21 protein-coding genes are annotated in these 19,149 nt (G+C 71.6%); 9 read left to right on the top strand and 12 right to left on the bottom strand.

All coding sequences use genetic code 11. From position 1 onward, the window contains the following. Positions 1 to 8: 8 nt before the first annotated feature. The 4 genes from EUA06_RS06765 to EUA06_RS06750 all read right to left on the bottom strand — a co-directional run bounded on the left by EUA06_RS06765 (position 9) and on the right by EUA06_RS06750 (position 3,695). Positions 9 to 1,403 (bottom strand): glutamate mutase L, encoded by a 1,395-nt coding sequence (locus EUA06_RS06765; protein ID WP_129474242.1) that lies wholly within the window; start codon positions 1,401 to 1,403, stop codon positions 9 to 11. Further along, on the bottom strand, positions 1,400 to 1,729 hold the full coding sequence (locus tag EUA06_RS06760) for a YidH family protein (RefSeq protein WP_207208233.1): 330 nt from the start codon (positions 1,727 to 1,729) through the stop codon (positions 1,400 to 1,402). Before EUA06_RS06760 ends, EUA06_RS06765 begins: the two co-directional genes overlap by 4 nt. A 2-nt stretch (positions 1,730 to 1,731) precedes the next feature. After that, on the bottom strand, positions 1,732 to 2,892 hold the full coding sequence (locus EUA06_RS06755) for a cystathionine gamma-synthase (protein ID WP_129474240.1): 1,161 nt from the start codon (positions 2,890 to 2,892) through the stop codon (positions 1,732 to 1,734). Between the two features lie 104 nt (positions 2,893 to 2,996). Further along, positions 2,997 to 3,695 (bottom strand): hypothetical protein, encoded by a 699-nt coding sequence (locus tag EUA06_RS06750; RefSeq protein WP_129474239.1) that lies wholly within the window; start codon positions 3,693 to 3,695, stop codon positions 2,997 to 2,999. Between the two features lie 169 nt (positions 3,696 to 3,864). On the opposite strand from EUA06_RS06750, the gene msrA reads away from it, so the two are divergent. Further along, positions 3,865 to 4,515, top strand: coding sequence for a peptide-methionine (S)-S-oxide reductase MsrA (msrA, locus tag EUA06_RS06745; RefSeq protein ID WP_129474238.1), 651 nt, complete (start codon positions 3,865 to 3,867; stop codon positions 4,513 to 4,515). An 8-nt stretch (positions 4,516 to 4,523) separates the two neighbouring features. Here msrA and EUA06_RS06740 read toward each other — a convergent pair whose 3' ends face one another. Further along, positions 4,524 to 5,162, bottom strand: coding sequence for a FadR/GntR family transcriptional regulator (locus EUA06_RS06740; RefSeq protein ID WP_165354286.1), 639 nt, complete (start codon positions 5,160 to 5,162; stop codon positions 4,524 to 4,526). A gap of 80 nt (positions 5,163 to 5,242) precedes the next feature. Between EUA06_RS06740 and EUA06_RS06735 the strand changes: the two genes are divergently transcribed. Continuing rightward, positions 5,243 to 6,463, top strand: a complete 1,221-nt coding sequence (locus tag EUA06_RS06735; protein ID WP_165354285.1) for an MFS transporter — start codon at positions 5,243 to 5,245, stop codon at positions 6,461 to 6,463. Positions 6,464 to 6,559: 96 nt separating this feature from the next. Continuing rightward, positions 6,560 to 6,901 carry a YciI family protein gene (locus tag EUA06_RS06730; protein ID WP_129474235.1) on the top strand — a complete coding sequence of 114 codons (342 nt, stop codon included), beginning with the start codon at positions 6,560 to 6,562 and terminating at the stop codon, positions 6,899 to 6,901. A 53-nt stretch (positions 6,902 to 6,954) separates the two neighbouring features. On the opposite strand, the gene EUA06_RS06725 is transcribed toward EUA06_RS06730, so the two are convergent. Then, positions 6,955 to 7,497, bottom strand: a complete 543-nt coding sequence (locus EUA06_RS06725) for a hypothetical protein (protein WP_129474234.1) — start codon at positions 7,495 to 7,497, stop codon at positions 6,955 to 6,957. 149 nt (positions 7,498 to 7,646) lie between these two features. Between EUA06_RS06725 and EUA06_RS06720 the strand changes: the two genes are divergently transcribed. Further along, positions 7,647 to 8,375 carry a CDP-alcohol phosphatidyltransferase family protein gene (locus EUA06_RS06720; RefSeq protein ID WP_129474233.1) on the top strand — a complete coding sequence of 243 codons (729 nt, stop codon included), beginning with the start codon at positions 7,647 to 7,649 and terminating at the stop codon, positions 8,373 to 8,375. A 3-nt stretch (positions 8,376 to 8,378) separates the two neighbouring features. On the opposite strand, the gene EUA06_RS06715 is transcribed toward EUA06_RS06720, so the two are convergent. Beyond that, positions 8,379 to 8,663, bottom strand: a complete 285-nt coding sequence (locus EUA06_RS06715) for a DUF1905 domain-containing protein (RefSeq protein ID WP_129474232.1) — start codon at positions 8,661 to 8,663, stop codon at positions 8,379 to 8,381. Positions 8,664 to 8,798: 135 nt separating this feature from the next. Then, positions 8,799 to 10,265, bottom strand: coding sequence for a S8 family serine peptidase (locus tag EUA06_RS06710; protein WP_242497996.1), 1,467 nt, complete (start codon positions 10,263 to 10,265; stop codon positions 8,799 to 8,801). Between the two features lie 129 nt (positions 10,266 to 10,394). Here EUA06_RS06710 and EUA06_RS06705 point away from each other — a divergent pair, with 129 nt between their 5' ends. Beyond that, positions 10,395 to 11,750, top strand: coding sequence for an ABC1 kinase family protein (locus EUA06_RS06705; RefSeq protein WP_129474231.1), 1,356 nt, complete (start codon positions 10,395 to 10,397; stop codon positions 11,748 to 11,750). A gap of 7 nt (positions 11,751 to 11,757) precedes the next feature. Here EUA06_RS06705 and EUA06_RS06700 read toward each other — a convergent pair whose 3' ends face one another. Further along, on the bottom strand, positions 11,758 to 12,948 hold the full coding sequence (locus EUA06_RS06700; RefSeq protein WP_129474230.1) for an MFS transporter: 1,191 nt from the start codon (positions 12,946 to 12,948) through the stop codon (positions 11,758 to 11,760). 9 nt (positions 12,949 to 12,957) lie between these two features. Here EUA06_RS06700 and EUA06_RS06695 point away from each other — a divergent pair, with 9 nt between their 5' ends. Beyond that, positions 12,958 to 13,362, top strand: a complete 405-nt coding sequence (locus EUA06_RS06695; RefSeq protein ID WP_129474229.1) for a nuclear transport factor 2 family protein — start codon at positions 12,958 to 12,960, stop codon at positions 13,360 to 13,362. A 10-nt stretch (positions 13,363 to 13,372) separates the two neighbouring features. Here EUA06_RS06695 and EUA06_RS06690 read toward each other — a convergent pair whose 3' ends face one another. The 3 genes from EUA06_RS06690 to EUA06_RS06680 are packed head-to-tail and all read right to left on the bottom strand — an operon-like array spanning position 13,373 to position 17,278. Beyond that, positions 13,373 to 15,367 (bottom strand): VWA domain-containing protein, encoded by a 1,995-nt coding sequence (locus tag EUA06_RS06690; RefSeq protein ID WP_129474228.1) that lies wholly within the window; start codon positions 15,365 to 15,367, stop codon positions 13,373 to 13,375. Next, a complete protein-coding gene (locus EUA06_RS06685; RefSeq protein WP_129474227.1) occupies positions 15,364 to 15,885 on the bottom strand; it encodes a GNAT family N-acetyltransferase in 522 nt (173 codons plus the stop codon). Before EUA06_RS06685 ends, EUA06_RS06690 begins: the two co-directional genes overlap by 4 nt. After that, entirely contained in the window at positions 15,878 to 17,278 is a 1,401-nt protein-coding gene (locus tag EUA06_RS06680) for a MoxR family ATPase (RefSeq protein WP_129474226.1), read from the bottom strand. The genes EUA06_RS06685 and EUA06_RS06680 overlap by 8 nt, the downstream gene beginning before the upstream one ends. A gap of 104 nt (positions 17,279 to 17,382) precedes the next feature. On the opposite strand from EUA06_RS06680, the gene EUA06_RS06675 reads away from it, so the two are divergent. The 3 genes from EUA06_RS06675 (at position 17,383) to EUA06_RS06665 (ending at position 19,115) form a co-directional block, all read left to right on the top strand. After that, positions 17,383 to 17,637, top strand: coding sequence for a hypothetical protein (locus tag EUA06_RS06675; protein WP_129474225.1), 255 nt, complete (start codon positions 17,383 to 17,385; stop codon positions 17,635 to 17,637). 8 nt (positions 17,638 to 17,645) lie between these two features. Then, entirely contained in the window at positions 17,646 to 18,581 is a 936-nt protein-coding gene (locus tag EUA06_RS06670; protein WP_129474224.1) for an SPFH domain-containing protein, read from the top strand. 81 nt (positions 18,582 to 18,662) lie between these two features. Then, positions 18,663 to 19,115 (top strand): pyridoxamine 5'-phosphate oxidase family protein, encoded by a 453-nt coding sequence (locus EUA06_RS06665; RefSeq protein WP_129474223.1) that lies wholly within the window; start codon positions 18,663 to 18,665, stop codon positions 19,113 to 19,115. The last annotated feature ends 34 nt before the right edge of the window (positions 19,116 to 19,149 follow it).

The raw sequence follows: 19,149 nt of genomic DNA, 5'->3' as shown, positions 1-19,149 counted from the left end.
CGGTCACGCTACCGATCCCCCGCCGTCCGCAGTCGGTCGACCAGTCGGTGCGCGGCCAGGGGGTGCTCCGCGGCGAGCAGGCCCGCGGCCGCCAGGACGTAGTCGTGGTCCACGACGACCGTCGGGGCGCGCGGCAGCTGCCACCCGCCCTCGAAGGCATCGCCGGTCGCCGGCCCCAGCACACGTCGTACGGCGTCGGGGCCGCCGTGGCGCAGCACGCCACCCGAACCCACCAGCAGGTCGACCTCCCGGAGGTCCTTGCCGCTGCGCTCGACGACGCGCCCCTCGGGGCTGACCACCACCTTGCTGCGGCCGGCGTGGCGCTCGAGCGCGATCCGCACCGCGGCCGCGGCGATCTCCAGGTCGGCGTCCCGCTCGTCGTCGGAGTCGGGCAGGAAGTCGGGCTGCGCCCGTCGTCGTACGCCGGCCGCGTGCAGGTCGTCGCGGCCGGCGGCCTCGACCGTCGACATCGCCGACCACCGCATGCCGAGGTCACCCTCGACGGTGCGGGTCACGGGGGTCGTGGCCACCACCTCCCGCGCCAGGCCGCTGTCCTCGGGGTCGAGCTCGACCACGCTGTGCACGTCGGTCGTGGCGCCGCCGACGTCGACGACGACCGCGTCGCCGGCACCGGGGTGCTGGTCGTCGAGACCGCGTGCGAGGAGCTCGACGCCGGTGAGGACCACGTCGGGCGTCGCCCCGCGGACGAGGTCGGTGAACGAACGGCCGTGCGCGTCGGTGCGGCTGCTGAGGTGCTTGCCGCCGATCACGTGGGACAGGAACATCTCGCGGATCGCGGCCCGCGCGCTGTCGGGGGCGAGCACGCCGATCCTGGGCACCACGTTGTCGGCGAGGACGTGGGGCGTGCCCGCGTGGTCGAGGAGGGTCGCGATCGCGGCCTGCGACTCGACGTTGCCGGCGACGACCACCGGGCCATTCCACGGTGTCCGCGCGAGGAAGTCGGCATCGCCCTCGAGCACCTCGGCGTTGCCGCCGTCGGTGCCACCGACCAGCAGCACCACATCGGGCTCCGAGGCCCGCAGCGCGGTGAGCTTGTCGACGTCGAGCCCACCGGAGAGCACGAGGACGACCTTGCCGCCGCTGGACAGCGCGACCCGTCGCCCGGCCTCAGCGGTGACCAGCTCCTCGTTGCCCACCACCGCGATCCTCAGGCCCCCGCCGGCGCTGGAGCAGGCGAGCACGTCCGCGTCGGTGGCGGCAGGGTCCTGCTCGGCCAGCACGCGCATGCAGGCGTCGTACCCGTCGAGCACGTCACCATTCCCCGCCTCGTCCGGGAGGGTGGTCGGGTGGCTCGCGGTCGCGAGCAGGTCACCGGTGTCGAGGTCGACCAGAGCCGCCTTGGTGAAGGTGGAGCCGAAGTCGACGCAGACGACCGCGGTCACACCAGCACCGAGAGCCCGGCGAGCACGCAGAGGACCAGGACCACCACCACCACGATCGGCACGGCGCTGCCCTGAGGCAGCGGCCGGCCCTCACGGATGGCCGCGTCCGCCTGCTGGAACCGCCTCCAGCCGACGACCGAGGTCAGCGCCGCGGCGACGAGCAGCCCCGCCCCGAGGGCGTACTCGGCCCACGAGTCCCGGAGCAGGTGCAGCGCACCCACCGCCGCCACGAGCAGCCCGACGGAGGTCCGTTCGTAGGCCAGGAAGGTGCGCTCGTTGGCCAGTGAGTAGCGCGGGTCGGTCGGATCGGGACGGGGCTCCGGCACGCTCACCCCAGCGCCCGGTCGAGGTCGGCGACCAGGTCGTCGACGCTCTCGATGCCGACGCTGAGCCGGATCAGGTCGGCCGGGACCTCGAGGTCGGTGCCGGCGACGCTGGCGTGGGTCATCCGGCCGGGGTGCTCGATCAGCGACTCCACGCCGCCGAGCGACTCGCCGAGGGTGAAGACGTCGGCGCGCTCGCACACGGCCAGCGCCTGCTGCTCGCCTCCGGCGACGCGGAACGAGATCATCCCGCCGAAGCGCTTCATCTGGCGGGCCGCGACCTCGTGGCCGGGGTGCGCGGCGAGGCCGGGGTAGATGACCTCGGTGACCCGCGGGTCGCCGTCGAGGAACGCGACGACCTTCTCGGCGTTGTCGCAGTGGCGGTCCATGCGTACGCCGAGCGTCTTGAGGCCGCGGTGGGTGAGGAACGCGTCGAACGGACCGGCCACGGCACCCATGGCGTTCTGGTGGAAGCCGATCTTCTCCGCCAGGTCGAGGTCGCGCACGACGACCGCTCCCCCGACGACGTCACTGTGCCCGCCGACGTACTTCGTGGTCGAGTGCACCACCACGTCCGCGCCGAGGGTGAGCGGCTGCTGGAGGTAGGGCGAGGCGAAGGTGTTGTCGACGACGAGCAGGGCGCCCGCGTCGTGGGCGACGGTGGCGAGCGCCTCGATGTCCCCGATGGTGAGCATCGGGTTGGTAGGGGTCTCGACCCACACGAGCTTGGTGCGGCCCTTCTCGACCGCGGCCGCCACTGCCTCGGTGTCGGCGACCGGAGCGGCGCTGTAGTCGGTGCCCCAGAGCTTCGCGACCTTGTCGAAGAGGCGGAACGTGCCGCCGTAGGCGTCGTCGGGGATGACGACGTGGTCGCCGGGGGCGGTGAGGGCGCGGATGATCGCGTCCTCGGCGGCCAGGCCGGAGGCGAAGGCGAACCCCTTCTCGCCGTCCTCGACGGCCGCGAGCGCGCCCTCGAGCGCCGTACGCGTCGGGTTGGCCGAGCGGCTGTACTCGTAGCCGCCGCGCAGGCCGCCGACACCGTCCTGCTTGTAGGTGCTGCTGGCGTAGATGGGCGGGTTCACCGCTCCGGTCATCGCGTCGGGCTCGTAGCCGGCGTGGATCGCACGCGTCTCGAAACCGGTCTTGTTGGCACGTTCCTGGGTCACCGGTCGAGCGTAGACCCAGCGCCCCGCGACCGGGACGGGCCCCGGACAGCAGGAACGGCCGCCACACCCCCCGGGTGGCGGCCGTCCCTGGTGCTGGTGGTGGGTCAGCCGGGCGCGAAGATCGCGCTGAGGTTGCTGTCGCGCAGGTCGGACGTGCCCAGGATGGAGTCGCACACCAGGTTCACGGTCAGCAGCGTCCCCTTGGTGACCGCGAAGCCGCGGGTGGCAGCGATCACGTCGGTGTCACCGGGGGTCGCGATGGTCGCCCGCTGGAAGAAGGGGTCGTCCAGCGCCGTGCCCGGGGTGATGCTGCAGCGAGCCGTGGACGCTCCCGCACCGGTGTTGATGACGTAGGCGCTGGAGGTCACGATGACCGTGCCGTTCGACGGCGGCATCAGGCTGACCGAGCGAACCGTCTGGATGGCCCCCAGGGTGAGCAGCTGGTCGCCCCCGGAGTTGGCCGCGACCGAGTTGACGAACGGCGCGAGCTTCGCGTCGATCTCGGCCTTCTTGTAGTAGCCCGTCAGCTTGGAATCGGTGGCGGTGTTCGCGGCTGCCTGCGAGGCGGCGTCACCGGCAGCCGTCTCCGCCTTGGTGGAGTACTTCGCGTCGCTCTGCTTCTTCGTGTAGTAGCGCTTGTCGGCGAGCGGCTTGAGGTTCTTCTTCCAGATCTTCTTCCAGTTGGTGGCGACGGCGCTGCTGACCTCGGCACCCGCGGGAGTGACGGCCATCAGGCCCCCACCGACCAGGACCCCGAGGAGGACGGCAACGAGCAGCTGCCGCAGTGATCGACGTGACGACATGTGGCGTTCCTTTCAACGGTTGGACGTGTGATCCCAAGGTGCTCCCAGATGGCCCTCCGATACATCGGTGGCAGCACGACGTCTAGTCCAGGTAATTCCACGTACGCCGCCTCGTGGACGCCTGCGGGACCGCCCCGGCCGGGCTTGTCCGCCGGGGGATGATGGAAGCATGTTCGGATTCGGCAAGCCCGCCACCCTGCCCACGCCCGACCAGGCCCTGCCCGGCCGCGAGCGGTCGATGTGGAGCCTCGGGGAGCACCTGGTCCTCCACACCCCCGTCGTCTCCGACGAGGTCCCCGCCGGCCACGAGGTCGCCGTCCTCGGCCTCGGCTGCTTCTGGGGCGCCGAGGAGATCTACTGGCAGCTGCCCGGCGTCTGGTCGACGTCCGTCGGCTACGCCGGCGGCAGCACGCCGAACCCGACCTACGAGGAGGTCTGCAGCGGCCACACCGGGCACACCGAGGCGATCCGCGTCGTGTTCGACCCGACCGTGGTGTCCTACGCCGACCTGCTCAAGAAGTTCTTCGAGATCCACGACCCCACCCAGGGCATGCGCCAGGGCAACGACGTCGGCACGCAGTACCGCTCCGCGATCTACTGGACGACCCCTGAGCAGGAGCAGACCGCGCGCGAGCTGACCCAGGTGTACGGCGACGAGCTCGCCCGCCGCGGCCTCGGCGAGATCACCACCGAGATCCGTCCCGCCAGTGAGACGCCGTACTTCTACGCCGAGGACGCCCACCAGCAGTACCTCGCCAAGAACCCCTTCGGCTACCGCTGCCACGCGAACACGGGCGTGAAGTTCCCCGAGCCGGCCTGAGCGCCGGATCAGTCCATGAAGGGCTGGAAGATCTCCCTCACCAGCCCCGACGCTCGTTCGGCGTCCCCGGCCGCGATGGCTTCGACCAGGTCGTGGTGGTGTCGGTGGGCCGCCTCGTCGTCCCCTGACTCCTCGTCGCGCATGTGGGCTGCGAAGACGTCGGTCATGCCCTCGTAGAGCTGCACGTAGAGCGGGTTGTGCGTCGCCACCACGACGGCGTGGTGCAGGGCGAGGTCCGCCCGGGCCCGGAGGTCGCTGTCGCCCTGGCCCCAGGCCCTCTCGCGGGCGTCGCACAGCTCGCGGAGCCTCTCGACGTCCGCGGTCGTGCGGCGCAGTGCGGCCAGGGAGGCCGCGGTGGTGTCGAGGGCGAGCCGCAGCTCGAGGTAGTGGTGGCGGCTGCCGCCGGACAGCTCGCGCACGAGTGAGCCGGGGAGCTCGCTGTCGGCGATGACGAAGGTGCCGCGGCCCTGCTCCCGGCTCAGCAGGCCTGCGCGCACGAGGGACTGAAGCGCCTCGCGCACCGTGTTGCGGCCGGCTCCGAACGCCTCGACGAGCTCGGCCTCGACGGGGATCCGCCCACCCACCGGCCACCGGCCGGACGTGATCTCGTCGTGGAACCGGCTGGCGACCCGGTCGATCAGTCCCACTCGACGCACCCGCGATGGCGTGCCAGACTGCCCGTCATTCATCCCATGATCCCATCATTCATCGCCCTGTGGAGTCCAGCATGACGTCGACGCTGTCGTCGCACACCCTCCACGGCCGGGGACGGCTGGCCACCTGGGCAGCCTTCGCCATCGCGCTCACGGCGCTCGACCTGCGCACGGCAGTCACCGGGCTTCCGCCCCTGCTGGAGACGGTCGGTGCCGACCTGGGCTTCGGGATCGCCCTCGCGGGACTCCTGGGCACGGTGCCGGCGGCGACGTTCGCCGTCTTCGGCTTCCTCGCCCCCGTGGTCACGCGCAGGTACGGGCTCGAGCGGACCGCCGCGGTGGCGCTCGGACTGTCCGCGGCAGCCCTGACCATGCGAGCACTCGCGCCGACGCCGCTCGCGCTCGTCGCGTCGACGGTCCTCGCGCTGGCGGGCATCGGGGCGGCCAACGTCGTGATCGTGCCGCTCATCAAGGCGTGGTTCGCCGATCGCGTCGCCCTGTGGACGTCCGGCTACCTGCTCCTGCTGCAGACGGGCCAGTTCGTCGCTCCCCTGCTGGCCGTGCCCGTGGCGCAGGCGACGACGTGGCGCCTGTCGCTCGGGATGTGGGCAGTCCCCGTAGCCGTCGCGGCGATCCTGTGGCTCGCGCTCGCCCTCGCACTCCCGTCCGACCACCGCACCGCCGGCCCGGGGCCGGGCGCCCACCCGCGACCGGTCCGCTCGACGACCGCGTGGGGGCTGGTGGGGTTGTTCGCGGCGGTCTCCGTCGCCAACTACAGCATCATCACGTGGGTCCCGTCCGTGCTGACCGACGCCGGGGCCAGTGCCACCCGGGGTGGCTCCATGCTCGCGCTCTACTCCGCCTGGGGTGTGCTCGCCGCCCTCGTCGTCCCCCAGCTCGCCACCCGCATGCGCAACCCGTTCCCGGTCGTCGTCACGTGCTCGGTGCTGCTCCTCGTGGGCTACGCGGGCCTGGCCCTCTCGCCGGTGGACGGCACCGCGCTCTGGATGTGCGCGCTCGGGATCGGGGTCAGCACGTTCCCGCTCTGCCTCACGCTCGTCAACCACCGCACCCGGACGCCGCAGTCCGCCGCCACGGTCTCCGGGTTCGTCCAGGGAATCGGCTACGGACTGGCCTGCCTGGGCCCGATCGGCCTCGGGCTGGTGCGCGAAGCGACGGGCTCGTGGACGGCACCGCTCGTCGTGCTGGCCGCGACCGCCCTCGTCGGCGTGGCCGCCGGCTGGTTCGCCTGCCGGCCGCGCCTTGTCGAGGACACCGCCCCCGTCCACCCCTGACCACTCACTTTCGGCCCGTCACCTGTCGATCCGGGGCGGGTTCGTCCGTCAGAGTGTCGGAGGGCCGCACGGGGCGGCTCAGGGACGAGGAGAGACATGACGAAGTACGCCATCTACTTCATGCAGCAGTGGGTCGGTGACCACCCGGCCGAGTGGTACCAGTCCCGCGTGAAGCCGTCGACGGACGTCGTCCTCGACATGGAGAAGGCAGGCGTGCTGGTCTTCGCCGGCGGCCTCGTCGAGGACATGGAGCTGGCCTTCAGCGCCGACGGCACCAGCGGCGAGATGCTGGTGACCGACGGCCCCTACACCGAGGTGACGGAATACCTCGGCGGCATCACGATCATCGAGGTGGAGACGATCGAGGAGGCCCGCGAGTGGGCCGCCAGGGTCGCCGAGGGCTGCGGGTGGCCGCAGGAGGTCCGGGAGGTCAAGTAGCCGGGTCTCGATACGCCTCACTCGTACCTCGCTCGGCTACTCGACCACCTGTGTCACTGCGCGACCCAGTCGGTGAACGTCCGGGGCGCGAGGAGCCAGTCCGTCCTGGTGTCCTTGCCGTTCGGGCGCGTGCCGGCGACGCGTACGGCAACCCGGACCTCGTCGGGCGAGCCGATCGCGTCGCGGGAGATCCGCATCCGCACCTGGTCGGCGTCGTAGTCGATCTTCATCCGGTAGGAGCCCTCGACGGGCTCGCCCCACGTCGAGGTGGCAAAGCCGTCGGTCGTCAGCAGCGTGTAGTCGGTGCCGACGAAGTAGCCGCCGGCGAAGACGTACTCGGGACCGGTGTCCGTCGGATCGGTGTCGAGGAACACCGATCCCGAGGAGCCGCTGCGGAAGGACTCGACGAGGTCGGTGTGCTTCGTGGTCACGACGACGTTGCGCGCTCCGTGCTGGACCTCCACCGACAGCAGGTCGACTCCGTGGGCGAGGTCCTGGTCGTCCGCGAAGACGAGCTCGTCCGCGTGGGCCGGGAGCTGGGTCAGGGCGAGGGCGGCGAGCGTCAGCGACGCGGCGCTCAGGATGGTCGTACGCATGGGTGCTGTCCGTTCTCGTGGGGTGCACCGGATCGTCCCGATGCACCTAGAGGACGCCGAACCCGCGGCGAAGGTTGCAGGTCCGGGCACTCCGTCTGACATGATCCGCTTCTCGACGGAATTGCCCACGGCTGATACGAGGAGGGGACGTGACCTCCCCCCGGAGCACCCTCCCGACGATCGCGTCCTGGCTCGTGCACGCCTACACCGCCTCCGGGCTGGTGCTGGCGTTCCTGGCCGTCGTCGCGGTCATGGAGGGCGACACCACGCGGTGCCTGTGGCTGTTCCTCGCCACGATGGTCGTCGACGGCACCGACGGCATGCTCGCGCGCTGGGTGCAGGTGAAGCGCCACGTGCCGTGGTTCGACGGGGCACTGCTCGACAACATCGTCGACTACATCACCTACGCGTTCCTGCCGATGGTGCTGCTCTGGAGCACCGGCCTGCTCGGAGACGGGGTCTCGGCGCAGGTGCTCGCGGTGGTGCCGCTGCTGGCGTCGGCCTACCAGTTCTGCCGGGTCGACGCGAAGACCGACGACCACCTGTTCCTCGGTTTCCCGAGCTACTGGAACATCGCCGCGTTCTACATCATCGTGCTCGACCTGACGCCGACCCCAGCCGCAGCCGTGCTGCTCGTCTGCGCCGTCCTGGTGTTCGTGCCCATCGGCTACGTCTACCCCTCGCGCACGACGACGCTGCAGGCGCCGACGCTCGCGCTGACCTGCCTCTGGCTCGTCAGCTATGCGGTGCTGCTGGTGCAGGCGCCCGACCCGAGCGTCGTCTGGCTCGCGATCTCGGTGGCCTACATCGCCTACTACGTGGTGCTGAGCCTCTACCTGACGGCTCGTCGCGCTCACCCCGCGCCCGCGGTCGGCTGACGCCTACCTCCCCACCTCGAGGCGTACGTCGACCACGTCGCCGAGGCCGATCCCCTCGGCCCTGCGCACCGCGTCCTTCACCGGCAGGAACCACGTCTCCTCGCGCGGGAACATCGACGTGGTGAACTCCGTGCCGCCGATCCACGCCCGCACCGGCACGACGCCCCAGTAGACGACCTCCGCCTTGACCTCGTCGACGAGGTCGGCGGCGTCGAGCGGGAGCGGCACGAAGAAGTAGGGCGCGGGCCCGCGCCACTCCACGACGTCGCCGCTGAACTCGAGATCCATGCCAGCAGTCAAACAGGAGAGCGTGAAACAGGAGAGCGGGCGGGAGCTCTCGCTCCCGCCCGCTCCTTCCACTGCGCCCCTGTTGCGCGGTGGCTCCCCCCTGGAGGGTCTGTGGTCAGCGCTGGTCCGACGTGGTCATCCCAGCGCTGCGACGGCGGCGACGACGTCGACGAGGCCGTAGCCCTTGTCGTACGACGTGGTGCCGAGCGGACCGGACTGGTAGCCGGCCCCGTCGGTGTACTTGTAGGCAGAGACCTTCAGCGCCCGCTCGATGTCGGCGGGGGTCGCAGAGGGCTTGGCCTGGAACAGCTGGGCGACGATGCCCGCGATGTGCGGGGCCGCCATCGACGTGCCGCTGATCGTGTTGAAGGTGCCGATGTCGAGCAGCCCCGGACCGTTGCGCGGGTCGAGGCCGGTCGCGCAGATCACCAGGTAGAGCCGGCACGACGAGGTGATGCTCTCACCGGGCGCCGAGATGTCCGGCCAGGTCGAGGCGTCGGAGGAGAGGCCGCGCGAGCTGTACTCGGACACGGTGCCGTCGCGGGTGCCGGTGTCCTGGTCGAAGAAGGACGCCACCGACAGGATGCCGCCGGTCGGGTCCTGGCCGGGCGGGTTGGTGAGGCTCGCCGAGCCGTCGCCGCCGTCGTTGCCGGCCGCCCAGACGGTCACGACGCCCTGGGCCGCGAGGGCCCGCTGGAGCTTGACGGTGGCCGACTCGGGGTCGAACTCGCCGCCACCGGTGGGGCCGTAGGAGTTGTTGGTGACCTTGATCGGCGGGCAGGTCGCGGCCGGGACGCCGGCGCCGCAGGGAGCGGCGTGGTTCTCCAGCACCCAGTTGAGCGCCGAGTCGGCGCCGAGGATCACGATGCCGGCACCGGTCGAGATCGACACGAGCTTGGCGCCGGGAGCGGCACCCTGGAGCTTGCCGCCGTCGGTGAGCGTGGTCGGACGACCGGCCACGATGCCGCTGACGTGGGTGCCGTGGCCCCCGACCGACAACGTGTCGGTGTCGACGAAGCTCGGCAGCCTCTGGACCGAGCAGGTCTCGGTCAGCGGCTCGCACAGCGCCTTGAGGTTGGCGACGACGGCGGACGAGCCGTCGGCCTCCTTGAAGTAGGGGTGGGTCGGGTCGACGCCGGAGTCGATCACGGCGACGCTGACGCCCTTGCCGGTCAGCGGGCTGCCGTTTGCGCCGGTCAGCGTCGAGGCCGCCTCCGCGCCGCGGGTCGCGGTGTTGGACGTCTCCTGGAAGAACTCGATGGGCTGCGCGCCGCCCTCGACGTACGTCACTCCGCTCTGCGTGCGGACCGCGGCGATCTGCGACTTCGTCGCGTTGGCGATCACCACGCCGATGCCCTTGTACTCGCCCTTCTTGGCCATCCCGGTCGCGGCGACGGCCTGGCGAGCGGCGGTGAGGTTGGTCCCGTGCACCAGCACGGTGGTCTTGCCGCTGAGGCTCGTGAGCTGGCCGGCGAGGAAGTCGGAGACGTTCGCCGGCTCCGGGGCGCCGGACACGGCTGCCGTGGCGGTGCCGCCGGCGCCGAAGGCTGCCGAGGCGGCGAGGATGCTCGCGGTGCAGGCGAGCGCGGACGTGAGTCGCACGTGGATCCCTCCCGAGGGTGTCGAGGTCTTGCACCGCTCAACGACGCAACGTGCGCCGGGTCACGCCCTGCGCGCCACCACTTCGGAGCCGGACCGGGCCCGGATTGGAGCCGGGGGGATGATGGGTGCATGACCGAGCTCCCACGCAAGGCCGCGGCCCGCACGGCACGACTCGCGGCGCTGCCCCTGGGGTACGCCGGGCGTTCCGCCATCGGCTTCGGCAAGCGCCTCGGCGGGCGCAACGCCGACGCCGTGCTGAGCGAGGTGCAGCAGCGCACGGCCGAGCAGCTGTTCCGCACGCTCGGCGAGCTCAAGGGCGGCGCGATGAAGTTCGGCCAGGTGCTGAGCGTGATGGAGTCGGCGCTGCCCGAGGAGCTGGCCGCTCCCTACCGCGAGCACCTCACCGCGCTCCAGGACTCGGCTCCCCCGATGCCCACCTCCACCGTGCGCCAGCAGCTCACGACCCACCTCGGCACCGACTGGAAGGAGCGGCTGGTCTGGCTCGACGGAGCGCCGACCGCCGCCGCGTCGATCGGCCAGGTCCACCGCGGCCGGTGGCTCGACCACGCCACCGACGACGGCGCCGAGCGCGACGTCGCGGTCAAGGTCCAGTACCCCGGCGCCGGTGAGGCGCTGATGTCCGACCTGCGCCAGATCGCCCGCCTCGCGCGCGGCGTCGCTCCGGTCTTTCCCGGGCTCGACATCAAGCCGCTCGTGGCCGAGCTGCAGGCGCGCGCCGCCGACGAGCTCGACTACCACCTCGAGGCGGAGGCGCAGGCGGCGTACGCCGAGGCCTTCGCCGACCACCCCGACATCGTGGTCCCCGCCGTGGTGTCGGTGGGTGAGGAGGTGCTGGTCACCGAGTGGCTCGACTCGGCCCACTCCCTCGCCCACGTGATCCGCGAGGGGACCCGGGAGGAGCGCGACCACTACGGCGAGCTCTTCGTGCGGTTCCTCTTCGAGGGCCCGCGGCTCACCGGCATGCTCCACGCCGACCCGCACCCCGGCAACTTCCGCATCCTCCCGGCGTCCGACGGCGGGCTCGGGCGCATGGGCGTCCTCGACTTCGGCGCCGTCGCGCGGCTCGAGGGCGGCGCCATGCCGCGCGCGACGGGTCGGCTGCTGCGCATCGCGCTCGACGCCGACGACGAGTCGCTGGTGGCCGGGCTGCGCGAGGAGGGCTTCATCCGGGACAAGATCGAGGTCGACCCGGCGATGGTGCTGTCCTACCTCGCCCCGTTCGTCGAGCCTGCCGGGGTCGATCGCTTCACCTTCACCCGTGAGTGGATGCGGGCCCAGTTCGAGCGCGTCAACGACCCGCGCTCGGAGGAGTTCGCCCTCGCCCTCAAGCTCAACCTGCCCACGTCCTACCTGCTCATCCACCGCACCTGGGTCGGCGCCATCGGCATGCTGAGCCAGCTCGGCGCCACCGTGCCCTTCCGCGAGATCCTCGAGGAGTCGCTGCCGGGCTTCGCGGAGGACTGATCCCGGACTACCCCGACACGCGACGGGCCACCAGCACGAAGGCTGCCGCCACGAGCGCGAGCGCGGCCATCAGGGCCCACAGCAGGTCCGGCGCCACGGCGTACACCGCCGTGCCGATCGGCGCGGAGATCAGGGTCCCGCTGGTCGCGGCGCCGGTGTAGAGGCCCTGGTACTGGCCGACGAGGTGGTCCGGCGCCTGGTCGAGCACGTGGGCCGTCGCGGTCGTCTTGTAGAGGATCTCGCCGGCCGTGAGCACCACCATCGCGAGCACCACCGACGCGATCGACACCGGGAGCGCGAACATCGCGGTGCCGACGCCCACGAGCGCGTAGCCGAGGGCGATGACGCCGTAGGCCTCGCGCCCCTGCAGCCACTGGGTCACCGGGATCTCCAGCACGAGGATCAACGCGGAGCCGACGGCGATCACCGTGGCGTAGAGCCAGACCGGCTGGCCGGAGTCGCGCAGGTGGAGCGGGAGCGTGGAGTAGAGCTGCCGGTAGACCAGGTCGACGAGCACGACGCCGACGAGCAGCACCACCAGCGGGCGGTCGAGGCGCAGCGCCCGGAGCAACCCGTGGCCCGGAGCCCGTGCGGTGGCGATGTCGGGGGCGTCGCGCGGCAGCACCCGGCTCAGTGCGAGGCGTACGACGATCACGGCCAGGCCGTCGACGACGAACATCGCGTCGTAGCTCCACGTCACGAGCAGCGCACCCAGCGGCGGCCCGAGCACGAACCCGGCGTTGGAGGCGGCGCGCCCGACCGCGACCGACGTACGCCGCTGGCCGCGGGGCACCGCGAGCGCCGACAGCGCACCGGACGACACCGACCCCGTCGCCATCAGGTAGGCCTGGACCGGCAACAGCCCGACCAGCACCCAGAGCGGCACGAGCGGCACGACGGCGAGCATCAGGCCGCCCGTCGAGCTCGCGGTCAGCAGTACCCGGCGGTGTCCGAAGCGGTCGCCCCAGCGGCCGCCGGTGAAGTTGCCGACCAGGAAGCCGACCCCCACCGTGCCCGCGAGCAGGCCGGCGGTCGCGGTGGACATCCCGCGTGGGCCGGTGAGGTAGAGCGTGAGGAAGAGCATCGTGAACGACGCGGCCGACGAGACGAACCGCGCCGCCGGGCCAGCGCCCAGACGACGCGCGGCAGGTCCCGGATCTCCACGGACCAGACCCTGCCAGACCGGGTCGGCTGGCACGATGAGCGCATGGACTCAGCAGCCGCCCTCACCCGCTGGCACGCCGTCGTCGAGAGCCGCGACCCCGCAGGCCTGCCGGGCCTGGTCGCCGAGGACGCGGTCTTCCGCAGCCCTGCCGTGCACACGCCGCAGGTCGGGCGGGACACGGTCGTCGGCTACCTGACGGCCGCGTTCACCGTGCTCGGGCCGGCGCTGACCTACGAGCGCGAGTGGCTCGGCGACGACTCGGCGGTGCTCCAGTTCCGCACGGAGGTCGGCGGGCTCGACGTCTCGGGCATCGACATGATCACGTGGGACGACGACGGCCAGATCGTCGACTTCACCGTGATGGTCCGTCCCGCCAAGGCCCTCCAGGTCGTCATCGAGCACATGGGCGCGGAGCTGCTGCGGATGCTCGAGGCCGCTGGCCGCTAGGTGGTGGTCGCTAGACCCAGAACCCCCGGCCGCCGCCGTAGACGTCGCCGAAGTGCTCGCGGTAGGACGTGCCCGGGCTGCGCGAGCCCAGGTAGGAGCCGACCACCGCGGCCCCGAGGTCGTCGAGCTCGGGGCTGACCATCCGGCCGTCCACCCGACGCGCCATCGAGTCGATGAAGCGGGCCAGGCCGGGGTCCTCGCCGAGCCGGAAGAACGTCACCTGGGCGCCGAGCCGCGCTGCCGCGTCGAGCTCGCGCACGGAGTGGGCGATCGTCAGCGGGTGCGGCGGGTAGGAGAACCAGACCTCGCCGTCGGGCTCGAGGTGGGCGGTGGGTTCGCCGTCGGTGACCACCAGCAGCACCGGCTGGGCGTTGGGGTGCTTGCGGAAGAACCGGTTGGCGAGCAGGAGGCCGTGGTGGAGGTTCGTGCCCTTGTCCCACTTCGCGTCCAGACCGGTGAGCTGCTCGATCTCCATCACCTGCGCGTGGCGGCCGAAGGCGATGAGCTGGAGGTCGTCGCCGCGGAAGCGGGACCGGACGAGCTGGTGGAGCGCGAGAGCGGTGCGCTTCATCGGCACCCACCGGCCGTCCATCGCCATCGAGAACGACGTGTCGACGAGCAGGGCCACGGCCGCCTGGGTGCGGGCCTCGGTCTCGACGACCTCGATGTCCTCGACCTGGATCCGCACGGGTGACGCGCCGCCCCGCAGCACCGCGTTGGTGATGGTGCGCGAGACGTCCCACGGCTCGGTGTCGCCGAACTCCCACCGGCGGCTCGCGCCGGACGGTTCGCCCGCCATGCCCGTCGAGCGTGTCTCGCGCTGGCCGCCACGACCGCTCATCCGGTCCGCCACGTCGCGCAGCAGCGCCTTGCCGAGCTGGCGCATCGCCTTGGGCGAGAGCCGGAGCTCGCCGTCGGACCCGCGCTTGAGGTAGCCGCTGTCGCGCAGCGCCTGCTCGAGCTCCTGGAGGGTCTTCGCCGCGACCGCAGCCTCGGGCCCGAGCTGGGTGGCGAGGGCGTCGAGGTCGACGTCGTCGAGCCGGGCGCCCTGGTAGGACTGGGAGATCTGGTCGGACAGCTGGTCGAGCTGGGCGAGGTCCTGCAGCGCACCCGTGCCGTCGCCCAACCCCATGCCCTGATCGCCCTCGAAGCCCTCAGAGCCCGACCAGTCCTCCCCCGGCCGCAGGGCCTGGAGGTTGGCGTCCATCCGCGCCAGCTGCTCCATCAGCTGCGGCGAGCCGAACGCCTGCTGCGACAGCTCCATCAGCTCCTGGCGCTGCTCCTCGGTCATCGAGTTGAGCATCCGCTGGGCGGCCGCAGCGCGCTGGGCGAGCGAGTCGAGGAGCTCGTCCATGTCCTTGGGCTGCTCGGGGAAGAAGTCACCGTGCTTGTCCATGAAGTCGGCGAACTCCTCGTCGGTCACACCACCGGCGGCGTGCTTCTCGAGGAGGTCGTTGAGGTCGGACAGCATCTCCGAGACGGCCGCCCGGTCCTCGTCGGTCGCACCCTCGAGCGCCTGCTTCATGCCCGCGAAGCGCTGGTCGAGCAGCTCGCGGCCGAGCAGGTCCTTGATCTGCTCGTAGGCCTCGCGCGCCTCGGAGGACTGCCAGTCGTAGGACGACAGCTCGCTCACCGCAGCAGCCGTGGACGGCGACACGTTGTCGAGCACCATCTCGCGGAAGTCGCGGTCCTCGTCCGACATCGTGATGTCGCGCGCGAGCTGGCCGCGCTCGGCGAGCACCGCCTGGTCGAGCAGCTCGCGCACCTCCTGCATGGTGCCGTCGAGGTTGTTGCGCTGGAGGATGTCGCGCCGGCGCTGCGCGAGCTGGCGCTGCAGCTCGTCGAGACCCGTCTGGTCAGGGCTGCCGCGCCGGAGGAACTCACGCATCGCGTGCTCGGGCGAGTAGCCGGCCATCACGTCCTGACCGATCGCGTCGAGCGCCTCGGCGAGGTCGACGGGTGGTGCGAGCGGGTCGCCGCCGTCGTACTTCTGGAAGCGGCTCATCGCAGCACCTTCCTCATCCAGACGTCGTCGGGCCACGCGGGGTCCGGCACGCGCTCGACCTCGACGAAGCCCTTCGAGCGGTAGAAGCCGAAGGCCTGCTCGTTGCCCTCGACGACCTCGAGCCACAGCTCGTCGCCCTCGACCCTCGACTCGACCTCGGCGAGCAGCCGGCTGCCGATCCCGCGGCCGTGGTGGTCGGGGTGGACGTAGAGCTTCCACATCACCTCGCGGTCACCGGCGACGTGCGGGAACTCCCGGTAGGACTGCGCCAACCGGCCGATCGTCGCCAGCGCCACGACCTCCGCGCCCATCTCGCCACTGACCTCGGCGACGAGGTGGGCGTTGGTCTGCATCGACCGGGTGAACACGTCCGGCGTCCACCACTCGTCGATCATCCGCTGGGCGTACGCCGCGTCGATCGGGCCGTAGGTCGGTGGCACGACGGCGCGGCCGAGCGCCACGAAGGCGGGGATGTCCTCGTGGACGGCGGGCCGCAGGGTGATCACCGGATCACCCATAGACGGTCTCCCCGGCGTCGGTGTCCTTGCCGATCCTGCGGGCGAGGTAGAGGCCCTCCAGCGCGAGCTCGATGGCCGCGGCGCGCTCGCCGTCGTTGGTCGCGTCGAGCCGGTCGCACACGGCGTCGTAGAGGTCCGACTCCCCCAGCACCGGCAGGCCGGCGAGGAAGTCACGGGCGCCGACGCGGGCACCCGTGCTGACCATCGCCCCCTCCTCGATCGCCTCGACGAGCAGCCGCAGGTCGATGCCGGCGAGGTGCGCGCGGACGGTCTCGGCGACGGCCGTGCGGAGCAGGTGGGTGAGCACCTCGGTCTCGCGACCCTCCTCCCCCGTCTCGAACTCGATCTTGCCGCCGAGCACGTCGACCGCGGTCTCGAGGTCGACCACCCGGGCGACGGCCTCGTCCTCGCCCTGCGTGGTCGCGCGGTGCAGCGCCGCGGCCGCGATGGTCTCGGCACCGGCGATCGCGAACCGGGCGCTGACGCCCGAGCGCTGGTCGACGGCCTGGGAGTCGCGGAGGTTGCGGGTGAAGCGGGCCAGCACCTCGAGCAGGTACACCGGCACGTCGGCGACGAGGTCGGCCTCCTGCACGATGACGGCCATCTCCTCCTCGACCTCGCGGGGGTAGTGGGTGCGGATCTCGGCACCGAACCGGTCCTTGAGCGGGGTGATGATCCGGCCGCGGTTGGTGTAGTCCTCGGGGTTGGCGCTGGCCACGACCAGCACGTCGAGTGGCAGCCGCAGGATGTAGCCGCGGATCTGGATGTCGCGCTCCTCCATCACGTTGAGCATCGCGACCTGGATCCGCTCGGCGAGGTCGGGCAGCTCGTTGATGGCGACGATGCCGCGGTGGCTGCGCGGGATCAGCCCGAAGTGGATGGTCTCCGGGTCGCCGAGGTGACGGCCCTCCGCCACCTTCATCGGGTCCACGTCGCCGATCAGGTCGGCGACCGAGGTGTCGGGCGTCGCCAGCTTCTCGGCGTACCTCTCGTCGCGGTGGCGCCACGAGATGCGCAGGTCGTCGCCGTAGGTCGCGGCCGCCTGCTGCGACGTCACCGTGATCGGCTCGTAGGGGTGCTCGCCGAGCTCGGAACCGGAGATCACCGGGGACCACTCGTCGAGGAGGCCGACCAGCGAGCGCAGCAGCCGGGTCTTGCCCTGGCCGCGCTCGCCGAGCAGCACGATGTCGTGGCCGGCCAGCAGGGCGCGCTCGACCTGCGGGACGACGGTCTCGGCGAAGCCGTGCAGACCGGGCCACGGGTCCTCGCCGGCGCGCAGCCTGGCCAGCAGGTTGTCGCGGAGCTCCTGACGGAGGGTCTTCAGCTCGTGGCCGCTGGCGCGGAGCTGGCCGAGGGTGCTTGCTTCGGGGTGCTGGGTGTTCGGGTCGGTCACGCTTCCACGCTAGACCGGGCCGTCAACGTCGAGTGCGCTCGAAGCTGCTCTGGACCACTGAGGAAACGAGGGTTCAGCGGCCTGCGACAGGGCAGGATGCGCGCATGACCTCGCTCCTGCTCCCGCTCTTCCTCGTGCTGGTCGGCGTGGCCTTCTGGGCCGGGCGGATGTCGGTCGGCGGTCCGACGCCCGTGGTGGCCCCGGCTGCCGCTCCGCGCGAGCTCGCCGAGCGCGACGCGTTCATCGAGCAGCTGCGCGAGCTGGCCTGGCAGCACCGCGACGTCGCCCCCGAGCTCTCCACGATCATCATCGACGAGATCACCACCCACCACCGCCGGCTGTCCGGCCCCGACGCCTGAGGACCCCGATGTCGACCACTGCGAACAAGATCGCCAGCCGCGCCGGTGCACTGAAGAAGGCGTCGGGCGGGTTCCTCCTGCTCCTGATCCTCGCGATCGGCGTGCTGGTCTTCGTCCGGCCGACGACCGTGTCGACCGGCCCCGACCAGGTGGCGCTGCACTACAGCGACGGCGCCTTCACGCCGCGGCGCTTCAAGGACTGCGTGTCGAGCTCGACGCGGGCCTGGGACGGCCCGGGCGACAAGCACTACTCGTACCCCAAGAGCCAGCGCAACTACGTCTTCGGCGAGGGCGGCGACCGGCCGATGGTGACGTTCGTCAGCAAGGACGGCATCGAGATGAGCGTCGACGGCGTCGCGGCCTTCCTGCTCAACACCGACTGCAACACGCTCCAGAAGTTCCACGACCTCATCGGCAACCGCTACGCCGCCTACATGGACACCACCGACGGCAACGGCTCGGCCGGGTGGCTGCAGATGCTGAGCGTCTACATCAGCCGGCCCCTGGAGACGGCGATCGACCGCGCCAGCCAGAACTACACCTACACCGAGCTCTACACCGACCCCGCCGTCAAGGCGCAGTGGGAGCAGGAGGTGCTGGAGCAGATGCCCGAGCTGGTGGGCCGCCAGATCGACGGCGAGGAGGAGTTCTTCACCGACTTCGCGATCACGCTGCAGAAGCCGGTGCCGCCGGAGTCGGTCAAGGCCGCACTCGTGGCGCAGCAGGAGGCCGTCGCCCGCGCCAAGGCGAGGGAGGCCGAGGCCGCCGCCCAGGTGAAGGCCGCGCAGGCGCAGATCGAGGTCGAGAAGGCCGAGGCCGCCAAGATCGCCGAGCGGATCAAGGTGCTCGGCCAGGAGGGCTACCTCAAGCAGTACGCCATCGACCACGGGCTCAACCCCTACCAGCCGACCACGGGCGGGCTGATCACCAACCAGGGTCCGTAGGGGCCATCGGGTCCGGGACCTTCGGCCCTGCCCGCGGGCGCAGGGCGGAGGGAGGCTGGGAGTCCAGCTCGAGGAGGACCCATGCCCATGTCGTACGACCTGTCCCGCGACGACTGCTCGCGCCTGCTGAAGGCCGGCGTCGCCGGTCGGGTGGCGCTCGGCACCCCCGACGGCCCGCACATCATCCCGGTGAACTACGCGGTCGACTCCTACGACGGCCAGGAGTCGGTGCTGGTCCGCACGACCGCCTACAGCCTGCTCGGCACCTACGGACGCGACGCCCAGGTGTGCTTCGAGGTCGACCAGTTCGACCACGAGCAGAAGCGCGGCTGGAGCGTGGTCGTCCGCGGCCGCGCATCGTTCGTCCAGGACCACGAGGAGCTCGACCGGATGGCACGGTCGTGGCAGCCCCGGCCGTGGGCCGAGGGGCAGCGCCACCTCGTCGTCCGCATCCCGTGGACCGAGGTCACCGGCCGCCAGCTCGGCGGCGGGTGGGACCCGTGGGAGCACCTGCCCGTGCGTCGCCTCGCCTGAAGGACGCGGGTCGACACGGGGTCCACACTGGGGC

It is taken from the genome of Nocardioides glacieisoli (assembly GCF_004137245.1).
Taxonomy (GTDB): domain Bacteria; phylum Actinomycetota; class Actinomycetes; order Propionibacteriales; family Nocardioidaceae; genus Nocardioides; species Nocardioides glacieisoli.
This window is presented reverse-complemented; position numbering and strand designations above follow the sequence as displayed.

What these genes read in the sequence shown, in the direction of transcription:
- EUA06_RS06750 (WP_129474239.1), bottom strand. Translation starts at nt 3,695, where the DNA reads ATGTCGTCACGTCGATCACTGCGGCAGCTGCTCGTTGCCGTCCTCCTC.
- msrA (WP_129474238.1), top strand. Translation starts at nt 3,865, where the DNA reads ATGTTCGGATTCGGCAAGCCCGCCACCCTGCCCACGCCCGACCAGGCC.
- EUA06_RS06735 (WP_165354285.1), top strand. Translation starts at nt 5,243, where the DNA reads ATGACGTCGACGCTGTCGTCGCACACCCTCCACGGCCGGGGACGGCTG.
- EUA06_RS06730 (WP_129474235.1), top strand. Translation starts at nt 6,560, where the DNA reads ATGACGAAGTACGCCATCTACTTCATGCAGCAGTGGGTCGGTGACCAC.
- EUA06_RS06725 (WP_129474234.1), bottom strand. Translation starts at nt 7,497, where the DNA reads ATGCGTACGACCATCCTGAGCGCCGCGTCGCTGACGCTCGCCGCCCTC.
- EUA06_RS06715 (WP_129474232.1), bottom strand. Translation starts at nt 8,663, where the DNA reads ATGGATCTCGAGTTCAGCGGCGACGTCGTGGAGTGGCGCGGGCCCGCG.
- EUA06_RS06705 (WP_129474231.1), top strand. Translation starts at nt 10,395, where the DNA reads ATGACCGAGCTCCCACGCAAGGCCGCGGCCCGCACGGCACGACTCGCG.
- EUA06_RS06695 (WP_129474229.1), top strand. Translation starts at nt 12,958, where the DNA reads ATGGACTCAGCAGCCGCCCTCACCCGCTGGCACGCCGTCGTCGAGAGC.
- EUA06_RS06690 (WP_129474228.1), bottom strand. Translation starts at nt 15,367, where the DNA reads ATGAGCCGCTTCCAGAAGTACGACGGCGGCGACCCGCTCGCACCACCC.
- EUA06_RS06685 (WP_129474227.1), bottom strand. Translation starts at nt 15,885, where the DNA reads ATGGGTGATCCGGTGATCACCCTGCGGCCCGCCGTCCACGAGGACATC.
- EUA06_RS06675 (WP_129474225.1), top strand. Translation starts at nt 17,383, where the DNA reads ATGACCTCGCTCCTGCTCCCGCTCTTCCTCGTGCTGGTCGGCGTGGCC.
- EUA06_RS06670 (WP_129474224.1), top strand. Translation starts at nt 17,646, where the DNA reads ATGTCGACCACTGCGAACAAGATCGCCAGCCGCGCCGGTGCACTGAAG.
- EUA06_RS06665 (WP_129474223.1), top strand. Translation starts at nt 18,663, where the DNA reads ATGCCCATGTCGTACGACCTGTCCCGCGACGACTGCTCGCGCCTGCTG.